We start from the raw sequence: 24,601 nt of genomic DNA, 5'->3' as shown, positions 1-24,601 counted from the left end.
TCTCCCTGACGTATCACATAAGTTGATTATTAATAAGGATTTGCTTCGAATAAGAGCTGTACATTACTGATTACACCTTCTTTAAAGCCACCTTCGCAGTAACAAAGATAGAAATCCCACATTCGAATAAAGTTTTCATCAAAACCGAGTGCCAATACTTGTGGTTTGGCATTTAAAAAACGTTCACGCCATTGATGAATCGTTTCAGCATAGCTAAGCCCAATATCGTCAAGATGTTTTAAACGCAGTTTCTGTTCAGATGCGGCTTGGGTTAGCACACTAATACATGGAATAAAGCTACCCGGAAAAATATAGCGCTTAATATAATCCACAGTGCTTAAGGCCTTTTTATAACGTGCATCTTCAATGGTAATGGCTTGGATCAATCCCAAACCAGTTGGCTTAAGCAGGGATCTACATTTATTAAAGTAGGTTGATAAATATTGTTCTCCCACAGCTTCGATCATTTCGATGGAAACCAATTTATCGAACTTGCCTTCCAATAAACGGTAATCTTTGAGTTCAACCTGTACACGATGGCTTAAACCTGCTGCTGCAATACGTTTATTTGCCTCATCGTACTGAGCCTGTGAAATCGTAATTGTGGTCACTTTACAGCCGTAATGCTGGGCTGCATAGATCGCAAAACCGCCCCAACCGCTTCCGATTTCAACGAGATGGTCCATGGGTTTCAATTGCAATTTTTGGCAGATCAATTCTTTTTTATAATCAGATGCTTGCTCTAATGTCATGTTTGCTTGTTTATAGACTGCACTAGAATACATCATGGAAGAATCTAGAAAGAGCTTGAAAAAATCATTGCTGAGATCATAGTGCTCTGCAATGTTTTTACGGCTGCCTGATAATGAATTTTTACGTGTTTTGTACCACGCTTTTAAAATCAGTTGGCTTGCTTGCGAAAGCATATTTTGATTAATTTTATCGAGAACATGACGGTTTCTCGCTAAAATTTGGATCAGTTCAACTAAGTTTTCACTGCTCCAATACCCTTGAATATAACCCTCAGCCGCCCCAAGTACACCATTTTTAAAAATTAGATCAATGAGGGCTTTATTATATACATCTACCGTTGCTTCTAAATCAGAAACTTCACCTACCGTGCCGTTCCATTCACCACGGAAATGAATTTGACCATGACGAAGTTTGAGTAAGCTGCGTAAAACCAATGGGAGTGAATCGTTTTCACCGAAAATAAGCGTTTTGATCATCTTGTTTTAAATCCTTATCTTTTTTAGGGTGCCGATAAAATGGAACTTTCTTTCGCCATAAATAAAATGCTTGTAAATAAATCGAAGCGAGCATTTTGAAAGGTTCAAAAACATAACGAACAGCATAACGATTGAGCTGTGAAGGAACTGTGATATTTTCTAATTCGAAAAGCATCGTTGCATCAAAAATTAATTTTTGTGTTTGATAAAGCTGCATATGAATGACGTTTTGAGCATCAGAAAAGTTAAAGCGCCATTTGTACTGAATATGCATTGGCATAAATGGAGAAACATGAAAACTTTTTTGAAATTCAAACGCTGCACCATGATACTCAGAATAGTGTTCTAACTTATCACGACAATCATGCACATAAACTTTGCGTTCTTTCCATGGCGTATTGGTGATCTCAGATAAGATAAAAATAAGCTGTTTTTGACTATTAAAAATAAAATAAAAAACAACCGAATTAAAACTGAAACCAAGCATTCGTGGTAAAGCCAATACACGAATTTCTGCTTGTATCGGCAAGACTGCATCCACTTGCTGCAATAAGATTTTCTTTATTCTTTGTCTTAAATTCCCTGTATAACCCTGCAAAAAATCATTTTCATCTACCTTTAGAAGATTCCAGTGTGCTGTTGAACATAACCATGAATCACTGAGTTTCTTCGTTATCTGATCAGGATCAAAATATAAATAGCTTAATGTGGCTTCAAATTGATGTGCCTTAGGGCTAAATCGGCGATGTCTAATTTTAGCTTTCGCGATAGCAAGTGGAGTTTCTAACATACTCAGCCCCCTATTCATCAGCCATAGTCATTAAATGTTCTACAACACGTTCAGCACTTCTTGCCCCATCTTCATGAAATCCCCACCCCCAATACGCACCACAAAATGAACTACGATTTTGGCCATTTAATTCATGCCAACGGGATTGAGCCTCAAGTGCAGTTTTATTAAATACGGGATGACGATAATGTCTTTCAATATAAATCTTATCTTTGGCGATCGGTGTATTGGGATTAAGTGTAGAAAAAACCTGTGTTTTACAGTTCAAATTTTGCAAACTGTTCATCCAGTAGGTAAATCCAAAGTGAACATTGTCAGTCAATGTCGATTGTTCATTTTGAGCTTGCGGAGTCACATGAACATGCCAGCTTGCCCACTGTGATCTAGATTTCGGCATAATCGATGTATCATGGTGTACCACCATACGATTATCTTGGTAATCAAAACTGCCTAAGACTTCACGCTCTATGTTTGAAGGCTCATCTAATAGTTTTAAAGTGTCGTCGGCATGACTTGCAAAAATGACCCAGTCAAATTGCTCTTGCCCATGTGCTGTCACAATAGAAATATGATCTTCGCTGCGTATCACTTGCTTTACTTGATTTTTTTTCCAAGTAATCGTTGGGCAATGATGTTGAATCGCGTAGATGTAGGATATTGAGCCACCTTTAACAGTTTGCCACTGTGGTCGATCTTTTAATTGCAGCATACGGTGATGCTGAAAAAAACTTACCACGAACTTGTAGGGAATATTGCCCACTTGATCGACAGGGCTTGACCAAAGCGCCCCGCACATTGGATACAGATGTTCATCTCTAAACACCTGAGAATATCCATGATGATTTAAATACTCATCAATGGTCAATTCAGGATGACTTTCTTCAACAGAAACATCTTTATTTTCTTTATAAAAGCGAAGTAAATCCGACAGCATCACACGAAAGTTTTTATTTAAAAAGTTTTGTGGTCTAACCAATAATGACCATTTCTTTGAAGGATTATATTGCAGTCCTGTCACTTGGTTATTCACTGAAAAACTCATGTCACTGCTTTGCGCTTGTACACCTAATTCAGCAATCATGGCGCTAAAAAGTGGATAGTTATACGCATTGAAGACAATAAAACCACTGTCTATGGTTACATTCTTTTGATCAATACTAAACTCATGGGTATCGGTATGCCCACCAAAATAATTCTCTTTTTCAAAAATAGTGACATGATGCTTTTTTGAAAGTTTCCAAGCAGCATACATTCCAGAAATACCAGAGCCAACAATTGCAATTTTCATGAAGACTCCTTCGTTTGAGTTTTGATTGGGTTCATTTTCAGATTTTGTTTTTGGCTGTTATAAGCAGCATAAATACGTTGTGGCACAGGTTTTATTCCCCAGATTAACCCCAGCCAAGACATTGCTTTTAAAACATAATAAGTGATATCAATTTGCCACCAGAAAAAACCTTGACGCGTACTACCTGCATAATAATGATGATTGTTATGCCATCCCTCACCTAACGTTATAATTGAGAGAAGAAGATTATTACGACTATTATCCGTGGTATCGAAATCTCTGCTTCCGTATAAATGGGCCAGCGAGTTAATACATAAAGTCGCATGAATCAACAACACGGTCGAAACAACAAAGCCCCACACCAATAGTTGCAGCCCCGAAGTGCCTAAATTCGGATGAGTAGCAGCGAGCCACTCACCCAATGCATAGACAGCAAAAGCGGTCATTAGAACAATGGGTAAACTAAAGCGATCTAACCAGATGATTTCAGGAAATTTTAGCCAGTCTTTGATGACATGTTTACGCGTCGAGAAATTTTGTTCATTCAAAAACCACCCAATATGGCTGTACCAAAAACCATGGGTAGATGAATGAGGGTCTTGTTCTGTATCGGTAAAATGATGGTGATACCGATGATGCGCAGCCCACCAGAGCGGGCCACGTTGTGCACTCATTGTTCCTACAAGCAGAAAAACAAATTGTACTGGCCGTGAAGTTTGAAATGTTTTATGGGATAAATAACGATGGAAAAAGGCGGTAATTGCAAACATTCTGATCACATAAAATATGATCATAAAAATAATTGCAAACCATGAAACGCCTACCCAGAATACAGCTAAACAAGCGATATGTAATAAAATAAACGGTATAATTCTCAACCATTGGACTTGAGTATCTTTAATGCTTTTAGGGCCATCAATTGGATTTGATCCAGGCGTATTTGTATTTGACCAACTATCTATCCATCCCAGAAAAAATTTAAACATTGATTCTTCCTGACTACCTCTTTTTTATAATTATCATTTTAGGAAATTCGATATGAAGTTTATGTGAAGCCTGATTTATAATTGTTAATATTAATTCAAAATTATTAAAAAACATAGGTTTATATTGAAATTAATTTTCTTCAATACAAGATAATGTATCCATAAACATCAAGAGCAAACTAAAGATGCCATATGAAATAAATCAACGATCAAATGTTTTAAATTCTTTTGAAAGTTGAGATAAAGTCCTAATCTGCTTTCCATAACGACGGCATGAACGGCAAGCCAATAAATGCAGTTGTAGATTGCTCTGCTCTCGTAATAAGAGTGTTCTGTCCTGCTTCTCGGATAATAGTTGGGTGACTTGGCGACAGGTTAACATGAGCAATCCTCCTTCAATAACCACTTATTTTCCAAACATTCGCGCAGACGCGTCCGACTTCGATACATCAGTACATTAAAATTTGAGACGGTGAGCTCAAGCTTTTCACAAATTTCATTGGAACTCAGCTCAATCATCTCTCGTAGCATGAACACCTGAGCGTATTTCGCGGGTAAGTGATTCAAGCACGCATCAAAAATAATCCAGAAATCTTGTTGTTCCATCATTTCTTCTGGGCTTAGCCACGCTTGTGGTGCTTCATATTTGTGCCAATGTCCTGAAGCATCAAATAAAGCGTCGATACTGAGTTCACTCTCTTCATCTTTAAAAAGTTCACTCATACTCACTAAACGGGATTTTTGTCGGATCAAATCAATAATCTTATTTTTTAAAATTGCAAACACCCAGGTTTTAAACGCAGCTCGCCCTGTAAAAGAGTCTAAATGTTGAAATGCACTGGTCAGTGCTTCTTGCACCACATCTTCTGCCTGAGGCAATGAAGCAAGTTGTAAGACGGCAAATTTAATCATCTGCTGTCTTAAATCCTGTAAAAAAGCGGGATTATGCAACTGATCTAAAAAATCTTCATGATTATGTGCTGAAGCTGAATTCATCCCTGTATCTCATCATTATTGTGGGGAACATAAATTAATCTTAACCGAGTTAATAATCCTTTTAACGCACAGATTTGTATTTGAATCTCTTGCTCAGATAGATCTGGAAGAAAGGATTGGATGAGATCATGCAAATCTTGTTGTACCAATCCATTTTGACTCAGTTGTTCGATCAATACAGCGAATAAAGGTGACAAAGCTTCAACACATACCTGATCAAGAGCATCGCGCCACACCATAATCGCAGTTGGCATCGTTTCTACTAAAGCTGGTGTCATTGTAATTGTCCAATGATAGACAGGATATTGATATGCCAAGACCCATACTTGCGTGGTGAATTGCCAGTCTTGGTCTTGAGCCAAAACTGGAGATTCAATCTCGACCGTGTCTAAATATAATTCTAACCACTCATACTGCAATAATTCGGCTAACCAAGGATATTCCTTTAATACTGGATGCTGTTGCTCATTCAGGTATGAGCGAAATTGCAAAGAAATATCATTGTAAAAAGGCGATTGACACTGAGATTTCTGAAAAAACTCTACCAATAATTGCTGCCATTGCAGCTCAGGCAACATGGAACGTGCGATTGGAAACACCAGATTTATAAATGAGCAGACATTATTAAACAGTAAATCTCGATAAATCTGCATTCGGTCGATAGCAAAGTTCTGCGGCAACTCTAATTCAGGATCACGAACCCAATCACAAAACTGCCGTTGCATGCTGTGAAAGGACACTGGCTTTGCTTCCATCACGACTCTCCTGTTGTTGCATGATTTTGATTCTGTTCAACTCATCTTGTAGCTGCTGCCATGACGGGATATTAAAGTCACGTTCTAATAAGGTAGGTTTAACACCACAAATTTGATAAGTGTATTGTAAAAGCTCCCAAACAGGATCATTGATTGCAGCTCCATGAGTATCAATCAATAGGTTTGGTTCAACTTGTTCATGGCCTGCGATATGCAAGTAACGAATTCGCTCTTTCGGCATCGATTGAATAAAAGCATAGGCATCGCTGTCATGATTGATGCTATTCACATAGACATTATTGACATCAAGCAGCAATTCACAGTCTGCCTGTTCAATTACCTCACGCACAAACTCAGCTTCACTCATCTCTGCATTGGGCATCAAATAAGTCGAAACATTTTCAATCACCAGTTTCTGCCCCAAAATATCTTGAACACGTAAAATTCGTTCAGCTACATATTTCACTGCCGCTTTGGTCATTGGAATGGGTAATAAATCATATAGATAGCCACCATCGTGGGTATAACTTAAATGTTCAGAATAAATCGCAACCTCATAACGTTGCATGAAACTTTTAACGTGTTGGATAAATTCGAGATTCAGTGGATGCGGTCCTCCAATCGATAATGATAAGCCATGACAAATCAATGGTGCTTTCTCAACACATTGAGCCAATAACTTGGCATGCCGACCACCAAGACCCATCCAGTTTTCAGGCGCAACTTCAATAAAATCTGGATGTGTATCAGCACTTAAGAAAGTATCGATAAACTCACGCCTTAAACCCAGTCCGATACCAGTCAATTCGAACATGTTTATGCTCCTGTCATCGAAATGATGCCGATCTAAGATTTAGACCGACATCATCCAAGACTTAATTGATTATTTAGCACCACACTTGCCATCAGCCATTTTTTTGTCAGCGCCGCATTTTGCATCCGCAGCTTTCTTGCTTGCACCACACTTGGCATCCGCTGCTTTTTTTGCTGCGCCACATTTCGCTTCAGCCGATTTTTGCTGCTGTTTCGCTTTATTTGCACCACACTTGGCTTCACCACATTTTCCATCAGCGGCTTTGCTTGCATGTGCCTCTGTTGTTGTCGTGGTTGCTGCGACAGCCACTTGTGTTGCACCAACCATTGAAAGTGCTAACAAAGCAGCGACAGAGGTCATTGAGTTAAGTTTGTTCATTTTTCTATTCCTTTTAAGGTTATTGCTCGGTTTGTACATAGGTACATAAAGTTAGACGGACTAAATCTCGATTTATTACAGTGCAAATAAAAAAAATTTTATGTAAGAAACTCAACACTCACCCGACTAATTATTATTCAAACGTATTCGGTGTGAAATTATCATGAAGAAATTTATTTATTCCCTCGCACAGCAATATCAAAAGCTTTGTAATGCACTTAAACATAGTGATGGGATCGCAGCACTCGCCCTGCGTTGCTATTTAGTTCCTATCTTTTGGATGGCAGGTACAAATAAGCTAATGCACTTCCAAGATACAGTCGAATGGTTTGGCAATGCAGATTGGGGTTTAGGTTTACCCTTTCCTTTTCTTATGGCGGCATTGGCAACATCGACCGAGATCGCAGGTGCTGTACTGTTAGCACTCGGTTTATTCACCCGTTTGATTAGTATTCCCTTGATCGTTACCATGCTGGTTGCCATTGTCACAGTGCATCTGCCAAATGGCTGGCAAGCGATAGCTGATTCCAATGCTCCATTTGCGAATGCACAAGTCTTGGCCTCAGCGGAGAAATTAGAACAAGCTCGACAACTGTTAGAAAATTATGGCAATTATGATTGGCTGACCTCCAGCGGCTCTTTTGTGATTCTGAATAATGGAATCGAGTTTGCTGTTACTTATATGATCATGTTATTGGCTCTGATCGTATTGGGTGGTGGTCGATATTTCAGTCTGGACTATTGGATAAAGCAAAAAATTTCGAAGTGGCTTTCTTAAAATTAGCTCAGCACCAATAAAGTCATTAAGCTGACCGCAATATTACAATTTTGTCATTTATAAAAAAGTCATAATCTTTGAGGCTAAAATGACAGAACAAGACTTGGGGCGATATTGAAAAATGCGAATACTTCTCGTTGAAGATGAACAGAAAACGGGAGACTATCTCCAAAAAGGTTTAACTGAAGCAGGCTATGTTACAGATTGGAGTCAAGATGGTATTTCAGGCCTGCATCATGCTGTGACAGAACAATATGATCTTATTATTTTAGATGTCATGCTACCCAAGTTGGATGGCTGGAAAATTTTAACCGAGATTCGTAAAGTAAATACTTTTCTGCCCGTTTTATTTCTGACGGCCAGAGATCAAATTGAAGATCGGGTCAAAGGATTGGAATTGGGTGCAGATGATTTCCTGATCAAGCCCTTTGCATTTGCTGAATTATTGGCACGTATCAAAACACTTTTAAAACGCGGCCAGATTAAAGAAGAACAAACTTTCTATTCTGTCGCCGATTTGCATCTTGATCTGATCAAACGCCGTGTGGTGCGTTCTGGTCAAAGAATCGACCTGACTGCAAAAGAGTTTTCTCTACTTGAGCTGTTTATGCGTCGACAAGGTGAAGTTTTACCAAAATCGCTGATCGCGGCTTTGGTTTGGGATATTAACTTTGATAGTGATACCAATGTCGTTGAAGTGGCAATTCGTAGACTCAGAAATAAAATAGATACGGATTTCAGTCCCAAGTTGATTAAGAACATTCGGGGTATGGGCTATGTCTTAGAGATCGAAGATGAATAATAAATTATTTCGTTCGATTGGTTTTAGAATCAGTTTTATTTCAACCCTATTCACCATTTTGATCTTGGTTATTATGGGGATCTTCGTCAATCAACACGTGGTTAATTATTTTTATCAGCAAAATCAGAAAGAGCTAGAGGGAAAAATTCAACTGATTGAAAATCTGATGCTGCAAAAACCAGCCAATTTTAAAAACAGTCTAGATGAAGCACTGATCGGCCATGACAATCTGGTGATTCAAATCAAGCTTGCCAACGGGCAAATGCTCTATCATAAAAAAAACGTAGATACTGATTTAAGTCAATTTGTCCAAAATAAAAAAGCCGGTTGGGTCAATTGGAAAAATAACAATCAAAGCTATCAAGGCGTCATTGTGAATAAGAGCATTGACTACAACAATGCCAATCAAAACATGCAAATTATCGCTGCGATAGAAGTTACAGATAATTTCTACTTCCTACATTCATTTAAACAACAGCTTTTCATGGTTGGCATTTTAGGTGTCATCGGGTTAATGTTTTTAGGCTGGTTAGCAACATGGCAAGGTCTGGGTCCTATTCGAAATATGGCACGACTATCAGAAAATATATCTGCCAATAATTTATCAAATCGTCTGGATCTAAAAAATATCCCGATTGAACTTGCGCCATTGGCCACAGCATTCAACGACATGTTGGATCGCTTAGAAATTTCGGTCGATAAACTTTCTGCTTTTTCAAGTGACTTGGCACATGAAATCAGAACACCGATCAATAACCTGATGATGCAAACTCAGGTTTCCTTAACCAAGCCAAGAACGCTTGAGCAATATCAAGATGTACTCTTTTCCAATCTGGAGGAATATGAACATTTAGCAAAAATGATTTCAGATATGCTGTTTCTGGCAAAATCGGATCACAATTTGGCCTTGAAAAGTAAAAAGAGCATTGATCTAGTACAAGAAATGAAAGTCCTGTTTGAATACTTTGAAGCATTTGCTGCCGATAAGAATATCGTTTTGGAGCAAACAGGTCAGGCACATATTGAAGCAGAACCAGCCATGATTCGTAGGGCCTTTAATAATTTGATTTCCAATGCCATTAAATATGGTGAAGCTGATTCTGTTTTACAGATTCAGTTAAGCGAAGATACTCAAAACTCAGTGATCTTGATTAAAAATAAAGTTCCCGATGAAATGCAGACCCTCACAGCTTTGCAGCTTTCGCGTTTTTTTGATCGCTTCTATCGCTTGGATTCATCTAGGCATAAAGCAGAAGATGGCACAGGTTTAGGACTGGCGATTACCAAATCAATTGTAGAAATCCACAATGCTAAAATTGATGTATTTATTGAAGGTGAAAACATCGTCTTTCGGATTATTTTCAGCAAATAAATTGGAAAAGAGGTTAAAAACTTTTCATTTAATGGGCACACATACAGTAAAAGATCATAAAACTCAGCCCTAAGTTTTATGATCCCGTTCTTGAAATCCTGCATTACTTTGATGGAGCCTGACCATCATTGCCTTGTACAACAGTATTACGCTCCTTGTTTTTCTCAAGGAACATTAATCCGCCATCTGCGTAGCTCAGGCTCGCTGTTGATGCAAATGATACGATAAGGATGAGTTTAACTAATGCTTTCATGTCGACTTACCTTTTCTCTCTTAACTACCTATAAGATAGAACAGGTTTCCCAACAGTAGCATGACCTGAAAATGACAATTTTGTTATTTCTACACAGGCTTAACAGTACAATTGATTCATCAAATATATAAGATCACTCCATTCAATCTTATTGTTTATCTAGAACGGTTAATAAATGAGTGACTGCATCACCTGCCAATTGCATTGACTTTGGATCAACCTGCTCAATCGTATCACACGCTTTGTGATAGCACGGCGCGAACTCAAGTTCATCCCCTTTCATTTGTTCATTAAACAAGATGACAGCGGTCACTGGAACTTTACCCAAGAATGGAGCGGTATCACTGGCCGTTAAGGTCGAGACATCTTCTTTAATTTTTAGATTTTTTGCTTTAAAAAATTCCTTGAGCGTTTTTTCTAATGCTAAATCTCCGGCATGGCTCGGAAGGCTACGCAAACCATCGAGTAATGGCTTATAGTCCTGTTCCTGCATGCCACGCTCTTTTAACATTTTTCCATCTCATCCACAGATGATTTATCACCATCTGCAATCAGGATTTCGGGGTCTTTAGTGCCGATCATATCAAGATTGATATAAGCTTTAATTGACTCTAATTGTTCAGCAGTCAGCTTCTCCACATAAGCTTGAGAACCCGCAATCCCCACCTCTTCTGAATCCCAGAATGCCAAATAAATGGTGTTTTTCGGCTTTATTTTTTTGGTCGATAGCTGTGTCATTAAATCAAGTAATAAGGCCACACCAGAAGCATTGTCATTGATGCCAGGCCCCATTTTGACTGAATCATAATGCGCACCTAACAAAATCACGTTTTGTTTTGACTCCCCAGAAATCTTCACGATAATATTTTGGCCTTTGGTCTTTTCCCGATTTTCAAAAGTCTGAACCTCTGTACTAAAACCTGCTTGCTTGGCTTGATTTAAAATATAGTCTGCACTTGCCAAACCACCTTGCGTACCGACAGCACGATTACCGCCATGATGCTTAGCAATTTGTTCAAAAGCTTGCAAATGCATCATCATCTGTGTCGCATCCAGCTTAAGACCCGATTGAGTTATATCTTCAACTTTTTCTTTGGCCTGTTGATCGTTTTTTTGACAGCCACTGATTGCAAACATGCTACTTAAAACACAAATACTTAAAAATTTCTTTAAAAACATAAAATAAACTTAAACCGATTTTTATAAAGTAAGCTTAATACTAGATTTGCAAATCAGTATTTGCCATTTCGATTTGTATCTTTTCATATTGCTTAATCAAAATCAGATGGCTGCTTAGATCTATTTGCTTAAAGCCTTTCCTCAATGAGACAGGCTTTAAGTGGTAATCAGAGTTATTTTAGTGATGATTCAAAGCCCTAAAAATCTGTTCCAAGACTTGCCCAATCGCCAATATTTCCTGATCCGTATTCGGTAAACCATCGATCTCTAATCCAATCGGTAGTTTTGACTTCGCTCCGCGACCAATCGGTAAACTCAGCCCTGGTAGCCCAATATTACTCCCAGGATCAGTATTACGAATCAGGGTTTGAAAGTTTTCAATTGAGCTTACCTGCTCACTCACCAACGGCGCAACAATTGGAGACGTTGGAAATATTAATGCATTAAGTTGATGCTCTCTGAAGGCTTTTTCATAGAGTGAAAGTAATTGTGGTCGAGCTTCTGTAATTGCTTCCTGATATAAAGCATCAACGGACACCAGTTGCCCAGTCGAATCAATAATCAACTCAGGCAGAATATTTTGCTTAAAAATCTGCTGCACATCTGGACTGGAGATCTGATCAACCACAGCGTCTAGAGTCACTCCAATCTCATTATTTTCTAAATATTGGATCAAATCATATTTGCCTTCGTAAATCACCACAGGAAATGAAATACGTTGATTTATCTGCGCTAAATCCGGCAGATCGACAGGAATAATTTCGATACCTGCTGTTTTTAACAGTTGTAGTGCCTTATGCGCTTGTTCATGAACATCGTCATCTAAACTTTCCCAAAAATAAGCATTGATTCCAAGTCTAATCGGCTGTTTTGGCAATGAAAATGGTTGAGCTGACGGTGCAATTAACTGATCAATCACAATAATATCAGCCATACAATGCGTCATAGGTCCAGCGGTGTCACGGGTATGAGAAATTGGCGTAATATCTTTTTGCGCATATCGTCCTAGCGTTGGACGAAAACCAATACACCCATTCAAAGCGCTCGGTAATCTAACCGAAGCTCCCGTATCCGTTCCGATTGCAATCGGAACCATTCCTGCGGCAACCGCAACGGCACTTCCAGAAGAAGAACCACCCGCAATATGTAAAGGATTCACCGCATTGCGAGTACCAACAACCCCGTTAATATGCATGGCTGTGTTATAGCCTGTGACGCCAAAAGCCAATTCATGCATATTGGCTTTTCCAACAATAATGGCTCCTTGATCAATTAATGCTTGAATGACAGGAGCCGTTGTTTTGGGTCTAAACTGCGCTAATGCAGGTGTGCCAGCACTATTGGGAAAACCTGCAACATGAATATTATCTTTAACGGCAATCATCACACCAATTAAGTCAGGACAAGCGGCTCCTGTACGGATGGATTGATCCCAGAATTGTGCTTGTTGAATTGCTGCATTTTTATCAAGGCTAATAAATGCATTTAAAGATTGTTGTGCTTCAATCTTTTCAAAATAGCGGCATACCAATTCTTCACAAGAAACTTTTCGATCACGAACCAAAGCTGTAATCTCGCTGATTGTGGCTCTATCAAGTTGAAATTCTTGGTCCTGATCTAATTTTTCATTCATATTTAACATTTTGACTTAAAATCCATTTAAGTAATTATTTTTATAATTTGTACCGTTTTAAGTGCATTGAATATCCTCAAAATTGAGGAGATCATCAAGAATGTATCAGTGAGGCCATTTCTGTACGATTATGACAGCCTATTTTTTTCATGGCATTTTTGAGATGCGTCCTGACCGTGGTGAAACCAATATCGAGCAAATTGGCAACATGTTTATCACTCAACCCTTTACAGACTAACATGACCACTTCTTGCTCCCGTTGGGTTAAATCGTACTGAGTCGATAAATCCATCGGTAAGGCTCGGGTCATATAAGGTTCAAGTAGATTTAAGATTCTTTTCTCTCGCTCACTAAACATCAGTGAATCTTGAGCACGCCAGATACGTAAATCACCTAGATCTATCCCATCCCGAACAAAGTAAATATTTAGCCCATGATACAAGCCATAAGGGCGTAGAAATTCATTGTAATAATCCGTTCTTTTTAGTTCTGATAGCGAAATGATTTCATTAACGAAAGTGGCTTGTTGCCGTTCCCGCAACTGAGACGTAATCGGGTCATGATGTTGCCAAATTCGCTCATACTCTAGAATTGCTTTAGGATCAATTTGCCACATGATGGCCTGTTTAGATACATGCTGTTTTGCATCCCAAATATAAGAAGCGGCAAAATCCGCTCTCAATAAAGTTGCGATATCGACAAGCACTGTTTCGCGTAAGCTTTGCTGTCCTTTGCCTGAACCTAATTTCCAAAGTATTTCAGAAAGAAGACCAAACTCGGATGAGCTTAAATCATATTCCAAAAGCATAGCCTGCTACCTTTTTATCTTAAGACACCGCTCCTGATTAGAATGAGGGTGAACAGAGATTCCTTGTCGTTCATTTCAGCTTCCTTTATCTTTTATATGTCACTGCGCCATTATTTTCTACACATTATTTTTTAATCGGGTGGCATGTGGTGTTTTGCCATACCAGCGTTTATAAGCATGAATAAAACTGGCAGGTTCGGCATAGCCTAACCATTCAGAAATTTGTTCAATTGAGGTTTGAGTTGAAGACAAATATGAATCTGCCAGAATTTTTCTGACTTCTTCCCTGATTTTAATAAAAGTTGTTTGTTCTTGTGCTAAATAACGGCGTAAAGTTCGAGAGTTTAGACATAAACCATCTGCAACCTCTTCCATCGAAGGAATTTCCCCTCTGCTATTCATCAAGATCTGCTCAACTTGGTCGGTATATTTTTTTTGAGATTGCCGCTTGTCCAGTATTTCTCTGCATTGCTGTTCTGCTGAATGTAGCATCAACTCATTTGCCATACTGAGCTTCTGGTCTATTTTTTCTGCATCTAATACAACAAAGCTTTTCGATCCATTAAATTCGGGTGTAATTCCCAATAACTCTCGATAAGACTGCATTTCTCCATGAGGCTGAAAAGCAAAGACGACTCTTTGGCAGAGATTTTCCCGAATCAAATCTTGTTGAACTGTAATCAGCGCAGCAAGGTCTCGCTGAATAATAAATTGCCATAAAGCTGTCGGAATCCCATCATCAACCACAATTTCGATTTGGATAGTACGGTTCTCAGGCGGTTCTGATACTACAAACTGACTAAAGGCAAAGGATAAAGGAAAATAAGCCAAAGCAAAGTTCAACGCTTCACGAATATTGGCACTGCTGATCAAGCCTAAACCTAAAGAACCAAAGGTGGTAAAGTGATAACGTTGACCAACCTCCAAGCCAAGCAAAGGTCTCTGGCTAAATTTTTCAACTAGATTACATATCAGCTGTAATTCCTGCTGCCCAGTCACCAACATATTTGGATCAAGCAACTGTTGCTGCTCCAGTCCTGTTCCCTTGAGGATCTGTGCATGACTCACACCTAGTTCAGCCGCAAAATCTGCCATGAGGCGAACACTATGGATACTACGTTCATATGTCCATAAGTACTTCAAGTATATTTTCTCAATGTCCGCTAATCACAATATTTTGTCCTCATCCATCCTCTAAATCAATGCATGAAACGATTATTCTGCAAGCTATACATAATGTTTTTTACTCGAGTCAGTTATGTTCAAACAACAATTATCTTCAAATAAAAATATTCGTATCGCCATTATCGGAACAGGTTTTGGTGGTTTAGGCTTGGCGATTCAACTTAAACGTGCTGGATTTGAAAAATTTACCTTATTTGAAAAAGCCAATGAAGTTGGGGGTGTCTGGCGTGACAATACTTATCCTGGCGCTGCTTGTGATGTTCCTTCTCACCTCTACTCCTTTTCTTTTGAACAGGAGCTTGGCTGGAAAAACCGCTATGGTTCATCACAGGAAATTCATCAATATTTGAAACATTGCACTGAGAAATATCAGCTTTATCCGCATATCCAGTTTAATACTGAAATTGCCAGTGCGGACTTTGATGCAACACAAGGTCTTTGGCATATCCAAACATTAACAGGAGAAAAATTCGAGGCAGAATTTCTGATTGCAGCAGTCGGTCAACTCAATCGACCCGCCTATCCTAAAATTAAAGGACTGGACACCTTTCAGGGCAAAAGCTTTCATTCAGCGCGCTGGGATCATGACTATGATTTAAATAATAAACGTGTGGCTGTGATTGGTACGGGCGCCAGTGCGATTCAGTTTGTGCCAGAAATCGCTAAGCAAGTCGCCCACTTAGATATCTATCAACGTTCTGCACCTTATGTCATTCCAAAACCAGACCGCATTTATTCAAAATTAGAACGAAAAGTTTTCCAAAAACTACCGATTCTGCAAAGCCTTGATCGCGTCTTTCAATATAGTTATAACGAGATTCGCCTTAAGAGCTTTACTGCAACCTTGAATGAAATTCCTTTGGCGGAATATATTTTTCAGCGGCATATTCGCGAAGAAATCAAAGATCCTCATTTCCGCCATCGTCTGATGCCTGACTACCCGATCGGCTGTAAACGTATTCTGATTTCTAATCATTGGTATCGGAGTCTGATTCGCCCAAATGTAGAGGTGATTAATACCTCAATTCAGGAAGTCACAGCCACTGGTATTGTCGACAAAGATGGCAAAGAACGTGAAGTCGATGCCATTATTTATGGAACAGGTTTCGCAGCAACAGAGTTTATGGCGCCCATGCAAATTACTGGACTCAATGGCAAGACACTCAAACAACAATGGAGCGATGGTGCAGAAGCTTATTTAGGCTTAACAGTGAGCGGTTTCCCTAATTTCTTCATGCTGTATGGTCCAAATACCAATCTTGGACATAATTCAATCGTATATATGATTGAAAGTCAGGTGAACTATATTTTGGATGCAATTCAAACGCATATTCAAAAGAATTTAAGTTTTGCAGACTTAAAAACTGAAATCCAAACACAGTTCAACCAAGAAATTCAGGAGCGCATGAAATCAACCATGTGGTCTCAAGGCTGCACCAGTTGGTATCAAACCGCGACAGGCAAAAATACCAATAATTGGCCGGGTTTCACATTGGAATATCGTCAGCGCACTCGCCGTTTTGATCTGGAAAATTATACTCAGGTCGCAAAGTCTTCATCTATGGCTGTTCAGGTACAACCCTTAGAAAAACAAATGGCGGTTTAAATGAAATCATTCAATAACAAAGTTGCAGCAATTACAGGCGCAGGTTCAGGGATTGGTCAAGCACTTGCAATTGCCTTGGCAAAACAAGGCTGTCATTTGGCTTTATCAGATGTCAATGCGTTTGGTCTGGCCAAAACCCAAACTTTATTAAAGTCATATCCAGTCAAAGTTACAGTACAAGTGCTTGATGTCGCCAATCGCCAAGATATGGCAAAGTGGGCTAAAAGCGTGGTGGAACAGCATCAGCAAGTCAATCTGATCTTTAACAATGCAGGAGTTGCCATCGGCAGTACCGCTGAAGGTGTCAGCTATGAAGATCTAGAATGGTTGATTGGGATTAATTTTTGGGGTGTGGTATACGGGACCAAAGAGTTTTTGCCCTATCTGAAACAGAGTGGCGACGGACATGTCATTAATATCTCAAGTATGTTCGGACTGACAGCACAGCCCACTCAAAGTGCTTATAATGCGAGTAAATTCGCAGTTCGAGGTTTTACCGAGTCTTTGCGGCAAGAACTCGATATACAAGACTCAGGTGTAAGCGCGACGTGTGTACATCCAGGTGGAATTCGAACCAATATTGCTAAAGCTGCGCGGATTAATAACAGTGTCGAAATTCTAGGAATGGACCCTGTAAAAAGTCAGCAGACCTTTGACAAAATATTGAGAACACCAGCCGATGAAGCGGCAAATCAAATTTTAACAGCGATACTCAAAAATAAACGTCGCCTATTGATTGGTGCTGATGCCAAAGCTGTAGATCTATTACAACGGATACTGCCACAGGGATATCAAAAAATATTTGCCACAGCGACTGCGCTGCAAACTAAATTCCTGCAATAACTTAAGCTTTGCTATGGATTGACCTTAGCTCAATAAAAGCAATGGTCAATCCTTTCACCCTCACCTTTCCTGTAACAGCAATAAAAAAATAATAATTCACAATATATAAATGAATAAAAGCAGTTTTAACCCAGCTCAAAATACAATTTTTATGACTGGAATAAATAAAATCCTAAGAGTTGATAAATCCGCTTGACCTTCCCATAATGTTAAGGTCTATGCTGCAAGCAATCAGATCATCTCTATAGGTATATCTTATGGGAACTCAAATAAATACAGTATCTAAAGACCTAAATGTTACCCTACAAGTAGAAGGCATGACTTGTGCCAGTTGTGTGGGTCGAGTTGAAACTGCACTAAAGAAAGTAGATGGCGTACAGTCCGCTTCCGTCAATTTAGCCACAGAACGTGCAGATATTACCCTTTCCAAGCCTGTTGATCGACAAGTACTGATCCATGCGATTGAGCAGACAGGTTATGACGTCCCTGCAAGCAATATCGAATTATCGATTGAAGGCATGACTTGCGCTTCTTGTGTCAGTCGTGTCGAAAAGGCTCTCAGTGCTGTTTCTGGTGTAAAAACTGCATCCGTCAATTTAGCGACGGAACGAGCAACCGTCACAGGTAATGCAAGTGTGGGAAGTTTAATCGCAGCGATTGATAAAGCAGGTTACGATGCCAAAGAAATTCAGGCATCCATTCCTGACCAAAGCGAACAACTCGAGAAAAAAGATCAAGAAAGAGCTGAGCTTAAGCGAGACTTGATTATTGCGACAGTTTTAGCATTGCCTGTGTTTATTTTAGAAATGGGCTCTCATTTAATACCAGGTGTTCATCATCTGATTGAACAAACCATCGGTATGCAAAATAGTTGGTATCTGCAATTCGTTTTAACCAGCTTGGTCCTGATTATTCCGGGTCGCCGTTTTTATAGCAAAGGTCTCCCTGCTTTATTCCGTTTAGCACCTGATATGAACTCTTTGGTCGCAGTCGGCACATTAGCAGCCTACCTATTTTCTTTGGTTGCGACTTTTACACCAAATTTGCTTCCCGCTGGAACGGTAAATGTCTATTACGAAGCCGCTGCCGTCATTGTCGCTTTAATCTTATTAGGCCGTTTTCTTGAGGCCAAAGCCAAAGGACGGACATCTGAGGCAATTCAGCGCTTAGTTAGCTTACAGGCAAAAGTAGCCCATGTTTCGCGTGATAACCATCTCATTGATATTCCAATTGATCAAGTCGTCTCTGGTGATTTTGTTATTGTCAAACCGGGTGAAAGAATTCCAGTTGATGGTGAAGTGATTGAAGGTCAAAGCTTTGTCGATGAATCGATGATTACAGGTGAACCGATTCCTGTTGAAAAAAACATTGGCAGCCAAGTGGTGGGTGGAACCATTAACCAGAACGGAACTTTAAGTTTTAAAGCCGTCGCTGTCGGTGGCGACACCATGCTGGCGCAGATTATCCGTTTGGTCGAGCAGGCACAAGGTTCTAAAATGCCGATTCAAGCCGTGGTCGACAAAGTGACCTTATGGTTTGTACCCGCAGTGATGATTGCCGCTTTACTCACCTTCCTCGTATGGCTAGTTTTCGGCCCATCACCAGCTTTAACTTTTGCATTGGTCAATGCAGTGGCCGTACTGATTATTGCCTGTCCATGTGCCATGGGTCTAGCAACCCCCACCTCGATTATGGTGGGTACTGGACGTGGCGCGGAACTTGGTGTCCTGTTCCGCAAAGGTGAAGCTCTACAGCTGTTAAAAGATGCTCAAGTGGTTGCCGTTGATAAAACAGGTACCTTAACTGAAGGTCATCCAGTACTCACTGATTTCGAGGTGACAGCAGCCTTTGAGCGAAATGAGGTGCTTAGTCGAGTTGCAGCTGTTGAATCTCTTTCAGAACATCCGATTGCCAAAGCGATTGTCGATGCAGCTAAACATGAAGGTCTGTCACTCGCAAAAGTTGATCGCTTTGATTCAGTGACGGGTATGGGTGTCAATGCTACCGTAAATGAAAACCAGAACATCTATATTGGTGCAGACCGTTATATGACTGAACTTGGACTGGATATCACGCCATTTTCCCATACAGCACAACGTTTGGGCGATGAAGGTAAATCTCCACTCTATGTGGCGATTGATGGCACTTTGGCAGGGATTATTGCAGTTGCCGATCCAATCAAAGACACCACTCCTGCTGCCATTCAAGCACTACATCAACTGGGTCTAAAAGTAGCGATGATTACCGGTGACAATGCGCGTACCGCACATGCGATTGCCAAAGAACTCGGGATTGACGAAGTGATTGCCGAAGTTCTACCTGAGGGTAAAGTCAATGCCGTACAGGAATTGAAAGCAAAATATGGCAATATTGCCTTTGTGGGTGACGGTATTAATGATGCACCAGCATTAGCTCAAGCCGATGTGGGTCTTGCGATTGGAACAGGTACAGATGTTGCGATTGAATCTGCGGATGTCGTACTGATGTCTGGGAACTTGCAAGGCGTTGCCAATGCAATTGCTTTGTCTAAAGCAACGATTGGTAATATTCACCAAAACTTGTTCTGGGCCTTTGCTTATAACACCCTATTGATTCCTGTGGCTGCGGGTGTGTTGTACCCAGCGTATGGCATCCTGATGTCGCCGATTTTTGCAGCAGGCGCAATGGCACTGTCCAGTGTCTTTGTCCTTGGTAATGCACTACGTTTGCGTCGTTTCCAACCGCCATCTGTAGCTCGAGGCTAATGGAGGATCTCATGAATATTGGTAAAGTCTCTCAAGTTTCAGGTGTGACAGCCAAAATGATTCGTTATTACGAACAAATTGGCTTAATTCCAGCTGCTGGGCGCAGCAATGCAGGTTACCGCTCTTATTCTGATAATGATGTTGAACGTTTAAAATTTATCAAGCGTAGTCGTGAATTGGGTTTCTCTGTAGCAGAAATCACTGACTTGCTGGATTTATGGAATAATCGCAACAGGCATAGCGCAGATGTAAAGCAACTGGCTCAGTCGCATATCCATAAGTTAGAACAACGTATCCAAGATCTACAACAAATGGCGCAAACTTTACAAACCTTAGTTGATTGCTGTGCGGGGGATAACCGACCTGATTGCCCGATTCTTGAGGGTTTAAAAGAACCGAGCCATGAAATGAAGGATATCCATCACCATAATGATCTGCTCTCTCTGTCTCCACTGACGGGTCGTAAGTAACACAAATTAAAAGGCTATAGAAATATGGCCTTTTTTTATTTTTGGGCATTTTCTTAAATCCAAAAAAGCGGCCATCTCGGCCGCTTTTTCATTCACTGTAAATTAGCGTGGCGGAAAACCCGCTTCTGCCAATGCATCAACGATTTGCTGTTGTGATGCCGTAGTTTCTACTTTTACGCTGCGGTTAGGTGGATCAGTGATTACCTTTGCATCGGCATCCACTGCTTGGATCGCACGCGTTACACCACGTGCACAGCCACCACAAGTCATATTTTCAACATGAAATTCCATACGAATGCTCCACTTGGTTATTCAATAAGATAAATTCAATATAAACGTTCCAATAATTGGAAGGTCAAGTCTTTTGGTCATTAAATTAGAAAATTAGCTGTTCATCCTTTGTTTTCGGACACATAATTCACTGTATATTTCGGGATTTCTATTTCTAAAGCATCCTCCTGTACATTCACCTGACAGGATAGACGTGAATAAGGGGTTAGCCCCCAAGCACGGTCGAGTAAATCAGCTTCAATATCGTCCATTTCAGTTAGGCTATCGAATCCTTTTTTCACGATTACGTGACAGGTTGTACATGCCCCTGAAAGATCACAGGCATGTTCGATTTCGATACCATTATCCAGTAAGCGTCTACAGAGGTTTTCCCCGCGTTCTATTTCAATTTCCCGACCTTCAGGGCAAATTTTTTCATTCGGGAGAACCGTTATTTTAGGCATAGTCAGTACCATTGCATTTGTTGATATGATGAATAACAAATGATAAAAGGCTTTGTCATAAAGCCTTTTATCTAAAATAAGTCAACAATACAGACTTATAAGAAATGCCTTTTTAACCAAGCATTTATTACTTTAATGTCAATATCCTGTGCCAAAATCATATTTTTTGCCAACATTCGAACTTCTGGATCATAACCATATTTCAAGGCGACATTGGCCATATCGACGATGACTTGATGATGTGGAATCATTCCACGCATAAAGTCGATGTCGGCATTGCCAGTGTAATTGATTTGCATATCCACATGCATACGGCTCGTTAGTTCCATATAAGCACGTGTAGAGAGACTATAGAACTCAGTTGAATCATTTGGGTTAGGCGTTGTTGCAGATTGTTGTTCACTCATTATTGTTTCCTCTTATTAAGCAGTATCAACATTCATTTAAGATGTGATTGATATGCTGTATTGATGAAAATAAAGGGAATGATGCGGTCAATAGAAGAGCGTTTCTATCTAATGCTGCATATTTACCTTTATGAAAGACACTGTAGTCCTTCCAATAATTGCAAGGTCAAGCAATCAATTTATTAAAATTTTGAGTGATTAAAAAACACAGTTTTATCGGCTCTAAATAAAAAAAGTGCATGATCAACATGCACTTTTTAAATGAATATTTAACGTGTTTTAGACATTTAAGCCAACTGCTTTCGCACGCGCTTTATGCAATTTTTTATAGCTGTCGATTAACCGTAAATGACGATCAAGTCCTTCCAGTTGCACATTGGTTGGGGTTAAGCCATAGAAACGAACGCGACCTTCAACCGAACCAACCACTGCATCCATACGTTCATTGCCAAACATACGACGGAAATTGATCTCGTAATCTTCCAGTTCCATTTCATCATCAAGCAAGACTTCAAGCACGACATTCATACATTGATAGAACAAACCACGTTCTACTGTGTTGGTGTTGTATTGCAAGAAGGTTTCAACCAGTTCTTTGGCTTCTTCAAACTGTTGCAATGCAACATAGATTAATAGCTTCAATTCGAGCAAGGTTAACTGCCCCCACGCTGTATTGTCATCAAACTCAATACCAATCAATGTCGTGATTTCAGTGTAATCGTCCAGTTCACATTCTTCTAAACGCTCGACCAATGCCTCCAGCTGTTCTTCATCTAAACGATGTAGATTGAGAATATCTTCACGGAATAACAAGGCTTTATTAGTGTTGTCCCAGATCAGGTCTTCAACCAGATAAATTTCAGAATAATCAGGTACCAAGATGCGGCATGCAGTTGCACCTAAGTGTTCATACACCGCCATGTAGACTTCTTTGCCCATTTCTTCAAGGATGCCAAACAACTCAGCCGCTTCTTCAGCATTGGAATTTTCACCTTCATTGGTGAAGTCCCATTCTACAAAGTCATAATCAGATTTAGCACTAAAGAAACGCCAAGAGACCAAACCACTTGAATCAATGAAGTGCTCAACAAAGTTGTTTGGTTCGGTCACCGCATTGCTTTGGAAAGTCGGTTGCGGTAAGTCATTTAAACCTTCGAAACTACGACCTTGCAGTAGTTCAGTCAAACTACGTTCTAAAGCGACTTCAAAGCTTGGATGCGCGCCAAATGAGGCAAAGACACCGCCTGTACGTGGGTTCATTAGCGTCACACACATTACAGGGAATTGACCACCCAATGAAGCATCTTTCACAAGCACGGGAAAGCCTTGTTCCTCTAAACCTTGGATACCTGCCACGATACTTGGGTATTTTGCCAATACCTCTTGTGGTACGTCTGGCAAGGCAATTTCACCTTCCAAGATTTCACGCTTAACCGCACGTTCAAAAATTTCAGATAAGCATTGAACCTGAGCTTCAACCAAGGTATTCCCTGCGCTCATGCCATTACTGAGATATAAATTCTCAATTAAATTCGATGGGAAATAGACTGTTTCATCATCAGATTGACGTACGAATGGTAATGAACAGATACCACGTTCAGTATTGCCTGAGTTGGTGTCGTATAGATGTGTGCCCAGTAATTCATCATCAGGGTTATAAATTTCTAAACAATATTCATCCAAAATTTCTTTTGGTAATTCACCATTTGGACCCGGTTTAAACCATTTTTCATCTGGATAATGCACAAATTCTGCATTGGCAATTTCCTCACCCCAGAACTGGTCGTTATAGAAGAAATTACAGTTTAAACGTTCAATGAATTCACCTAAAGCCGATGCCAAAGCACTTTCTTTAGTTGAACCTTTACCATTGGTAAAACACATTGGAGACTGCGCATCACGAATATGTAACGACCATACATTTGGCACGATATTACGCCATGACGCAATTTCAATCTTCATGCCTAGACCAGCCAAAATCTCAGACATATTGGCAATGGTTTGTTCTAGCGGCAGGTCTTTGCCCAAAATATAAGTATTGTTTTCTGAAGTCAGGCTTGGCATGAGCAACGCTTGTGCATCTGCATCAATACTTTCCACTTCTTCGATGATAAATTCAGGACCCGTCTGGATTACTTTTTTTACAGTACAACGGTCAATTGAACGTAGGATGCCTTGGCGATCTTTTTCAGAGATATCCGCTGGAAGTTCAACCTGAATTTTAAAAATCTGTTTATAGCGATTTTCAGGATCAACAATATTGTTTTGTGATAAACGAATGTTGTCCGTTGGAATATCACGCGCAGCACAATACACTTTGACAAAGTAAGCTGCACATAACGCAGATGACGCAAGGAAATAATCAAATGGGCCGGGTGCAGAACCATCGCCTTTATAACGAATCGGCTGATCGGCGATTACCGTAAAGTCATCAAACTTCGCTTCTTGTCGAAGATTGTCGAGATAATTAACCTTGATTTCCATGCGTGCACCTAAATACTCTTACGTGTTGCAAGCACATAAGATTGAAAATATTGAACTATAAGCCGAA

General features: G+C 39.9%; 24 protein-coding genes and 1 pseudogene. 7 read left to right on the top strand and 18 right to left on the bottom strand.

The window, feature by feature from the left end; genetic code table 11:
* Positions 1 to 29 precede the first annotated feature (29 nt).
* From A7P55_RS15620 to A7P55_RS15580, 9 genes are all read right to left on the bottom strand, one after another.
* A complete protein-coding gene (locus tag A7P55_RS15620; protein WP_171552806.1) occupies positions 30 to 1,229 on the bottom strand; it encodes a cyclopropane-fatty-acyl-phospholipid synthase family protein in 1,200 nt (399 codons plus the stop codon).
* On the bottom strand, positions 1,204 to 2,019 hold the full coding sequence (locus A7P55_RS15615) for a DUF1365 domain-containing protein (RefSeq protein WP_171552805.1): 816 nt from the start codon (positions 2,017 to 2,019) through the stop codon (positions 1,204 to 1,206). The genes A7P55_RS15620 and A7P55_RS15615 overlap by 26 nt, the downstream gene beginning before the upstream one ends.
* Before the next feature lie 10 nt (positions 2,020 to 2,029).
* Positions 2,030 to 3,307 carry an NAD(P)-binding protein gene (locus tag A7P55_RS15610; protein WP_171552804.1) on the bottom strand — a complete coding sequence of 426 codons (1,278 nt, stop codon included), beginning with the start codon at positions 3,305 to 3,307 and terminating at the stop codon, positions 2,030 to 2,032.
* The gene (locus tag A7P55_RS15605; RefSeq protein ID WP_171552803.1) at positions 3,304 to 4,293 is read right to left on the bottom strand and encodes an acyl-CoA desaturase; all 990 of its coding nucleotides are present in this window, start codon (positions 4,291 to 4,293) and stop codon (positions 3,304 to 3,306) included. The genes A7P55_RS15610 and A7P55_RS15605 overlap by 4 nt, the downstream gene beginning before the upstream one ends.
* A gap of 202 nt (positions 4,294 to 4,495) precedes the next feature.
* On the bottom strand, positions 4,496 to 4,675 hold the full coding sequence (locus tag A7P55_RS15600; protein WP_216078069.1) for a zf-HC2 domain-containing protein: 180 nt from the start codon (positions 4,673 to 4,675) through the stop codon (positions 4,496 to 4,498).
* Positions 4,669 to 5,289 carry an RNA polymerase factor sigma-70 gene (locus tag A7P55_RS15595; protein ID WP_171552801.1) on the bottom strand — a complete coding sequence of 207 codons (621 nt, stop codon included), beginning with the start codon at positions 5,287 to 5,289 and terminating at the stop codon, positions 4,669 to 4,671. Before A7P55_RS15595 ends, A7P55_RS15600 begins: the two co-directional genes overlap by 7 nt.
* Complete coding sequence (locus A7P55_RS15590; RefSeq protein WP_171552800.1) at positions 5,286 to 6,044, bottom strand: putative DNA-binding domain-containing protein; 759 nt, start codon at positions 6,042 to 6,044, stop codon at positions 5,286 to 5,288. The genes A7P55_RS15595 and A7P55_RS15590 overlap by 4 nt, the downstream gene beginning before the upstream one ends.
* On the bottom strand, positions 5,995 to 6,858 hold the full coding sequence (locus A7P55_RS15585) for a DUF692 domain-containing protein (protein WP_171552799.1): 864 nt from the start codon (positions 6,856 to 6,858) through the stop codon (positions 5,995 to 5,997). Before A7P55_RS15585 ends, A7P55_RS15590 begins: the two co-directional genes overlap by 50 nt.
* A gap of 69 nt (positions 6,859 to 6,927) precedes the next feature.
* Entirely contained in the window at positions 6,928 to 7,236 is a 309-nt protein-coding gene (locus tag A7P55_RS15580) for a hypothetical protein (RefSeq protein WP_005153013.1), read from the bottom strand.
* A gap of 163 nt (positions 7,237 to 7,399) precedes the next feature.
* Here A7P55_RS15580 and A7P55_RS15575 point away from each other — a divergent pair, with 163 nt between their 5' ends.
* The 3 genes from A7P55_RS15575 (at position 7,400) to A7P55_RS15565 (ending at position 10,188) form a co-directional block, all read left to right on the top strand.
* The gene (locus A7P55_RS15575) at positions 7,400 to 8,014 is read left to right on the top strand and encodes a DoxX family protein (RefSeq protein ID WP_171552798.1); all 615 of its coding nucleotides are present in this window, start codon (positions 7,400 to 7,402) and stop codon (positions 8,012 to 8,014) included.
* Between the two features lie 121 nt (positions 8,015 to 8,135).
* A complete protein-coding gene (locus tag A7P55_RS15570; protein ID WP_005153017.1) occupies positions 8,136 to 8,816 on the top strand; it encodes a heavy metal response regulator transcription factor in 681 nt (226 codons plus the stop codon).
* The gene (locus A7P55_RS15565; protein ID WP_171552797.1) at positions 8,809 to 10,188 is read left to right on the top strand and encodes a heavy metal sensor histidine kinase; all 1,380 of its coding nucleotides are present in this window, start codon (positions 8,809 to 8,811) and stop codon (positions 10,186 to 10,188) included. Before A7P55_RS15570 ends, A7P55_RS15565 begins: the two co-directional genes overlap by 8 nt.
* Positions 10,189 to 10,291: 103 nt before the next feature.
* Here A7P55_RS15565 and A7P55_RS15560 read toward each other — a convergent pair whose 3' ends face one another.
* The 5 genes and pseudogenes from A7P55_RS15560 to A7P55_RS15540 all read right to left on the bottom strand — a co-directional run bounded on the left by A7P55_RS15560 (position 10,292) and on the right by A7P55_RS15540 (position 15,204).
* Positions 10,292 to 10,441 carry a hypothetical protein gene (locus A7P55_RS15560; RefSeq protein WP_005294219.1) on the bottom strand — a complete coding sequence of 50 codons (150 nt, stop codon included), beginning with the start codon at positions 10,439 to 10,441 and terminating at the stop codon, positions 10,292 to 10,294.
* Positions 10,442 to 10,589: 148 nt separating this feature from the next.
* Positions 10,590 to 11,620: pseudogene (locus A7P55_RS15555) on the bottom strand (M20/M25/M40 family metallo-hydrolase).
* A gap of 178 nt (positions 11,621 to 11,798) precedes the next feature.
* Entirely contained in the window at positions 11,799 to 13,262 is a 1,464-nt protein-coding gene (iaaH, locus tag A7P55_RS15550; protein ID WP_171552796.1) for an indoleacetamide hydrolase, read from the bottom strand.
* A gap of 85 nt (positions 13,263 to 13,347) precedes the next feature.
* Positions 13,348 to 14,061 (bottom strand): helix-turn-helix transcriptional regulator, encoded by a 714-nt coding sequence (locus A7P55_RS15545; RefSeq protein ID WP_171552795.1) that lies wholly within the window; start codon positions 14,059 to 14,061, stop codon positions 13,348 to 13,350.
* A 117-nt stretch (positions 14,062 to 14,178) separates the two neighbouring features.
* Complete coding sequence (locus A7P55_RS15540) at positions 14,179 to 15,204, bottom strand: AraC family transcriptional regulator (RefSeq protein WP_171552794.1); 1,026 nt, start codon at positions 15,202 to 15,204, stop codon at positions 14,179 to 14,181.
* 115 nt (positions 15,205 to 15,319) lie between these two features.
* On the opposite strand from A7P55_RS15540, the gene A7P55_RS15535 reads away from it, so the two are divergent.
* The 4 genes from A7P55_RS15535 to cueR all read left to right on the top strand — a co-directional run bounded on the left by A7P55_RS15535 (position 15,320) and on the right by cueR (position 20,909).
* Positions 15,320 to 16,852 carry an NAD(P)/FAD-dependent oxidoreductase gene (locus tag A7P55_RS15535; protein ID WP_171552793.1) on the top strand — a complete coding sequence of 511 codons (1,533 nt, stop codon included), beginning with the start codon at positions 15,320 to 15,322 and terminating at the stop codon, positions 16,850 to 16,852.
* Entirely contained in the window at positions 16,853 to 17,695 is an 843-nt protein-coding gene (locus tag A7P55_RS15530) for an SDR family NAD(P)-dependent oxidoreductase (protein ID WP_171552792.1), read from the top strand. It begins immediately after the preceding gene.
* Positions 17,696 to 17,952: 257 nt separating this feature from the next.
* A complete protein-coding gene (locus tag A7P55_RS15525) occupies positions 17,953 to 20,439 on the top strand; it encodes a heavy metal translocating P-type ATPase (RefSeq protein ID WP_171552791.1) in 2,487 nt (828 codons plus the stop codon).
* A gap of 11 nt (positions 20,440 to 20,450) precedes the next feature.
* Entirely contained in the window at positions 20,451 to 20,909 is a 459-nt protein-coding gene (gene cueR, locus A7P55_RS15520; protein ID WP_171552790.1) for a Cu(I)-responsive transcriptional regulator, read from the top strand.
* Between the two features lie 102 nt (positions 20,910 to 21,011).
* On the opposite strand, the gene A7P55_RS15515 is transcribed toward cueR, so the two are convergent.
* From A7P55_RS15515 to A7P55_RS15500, 4 genes are all read right to left on the bottom strand, one after another.
* Positions 21,012 to 21,200, bottom strand: coding sequence for a heavy-metal-associated domain-containing protein (locus tag A7P55_RS15515; RefSeq protein ID WP_005153033.1), 189 nt, complete (start codon positions 21,198 to 21,200; stop codon positions 21,012 to 21,014).
* Between the two features lie 101 nt (positions 21,201 to 21,301).
* Positions 21,302 to 21,643 (bottom strand): ISC system 2Fe-2S type ferredoxin, encoded by a 342-nt coding sequence (gene fdx / locus A7P55_RS15510; protein ID WP_171552789.1) that lies wholly within the window; start codon positions 21,641 to 21,643, stop codon positions 21,302 to 21,304.
* A gap of 95 nt (positions 21,644 to 21,738) precedes the next feature.
* On the bottom strand, positions 21,739 to 22,050 hold the full coding sequence (locus tag A7P55_RS15505) for a DUF305 domain-containing protein (RefSeq protein WP_171552788.1): 312 nt from the start codon (positions 22,048 to 22,050) through the stop codon (positions 21,739 to 21,741).
* Positions 22,051 to 22,329: 279 nt separating this feature from the next.
* Positions 22,330 to 24,534, bottom strand: a complete 2,205-nt coding sequence (locus A7P55_RS15500; RefSeq protein WP_171552787.1) for an OsmC domain/YcaO domain-containing protein — start codon at positions 24,532 to 24,534, stop codon at positions 22,330 to 22,332.
* Between the last annotated feature and the right edge of the window lie 67 nt (positions 24,535 to 24,601).

Origin of the sequence: Acinetobacter sp. Ac_5812 (genome assembly GCF_013072695.1) — a bacterium.
Lineage (GTDB): Bacteria > Pseudomonadota > Gammaproteobacteria > Pseudomonadales > Moraxellaceae > Acinetobacter.
This window is presented reverse-complemented; position numbering and strand designations above follow the sequence as displayed.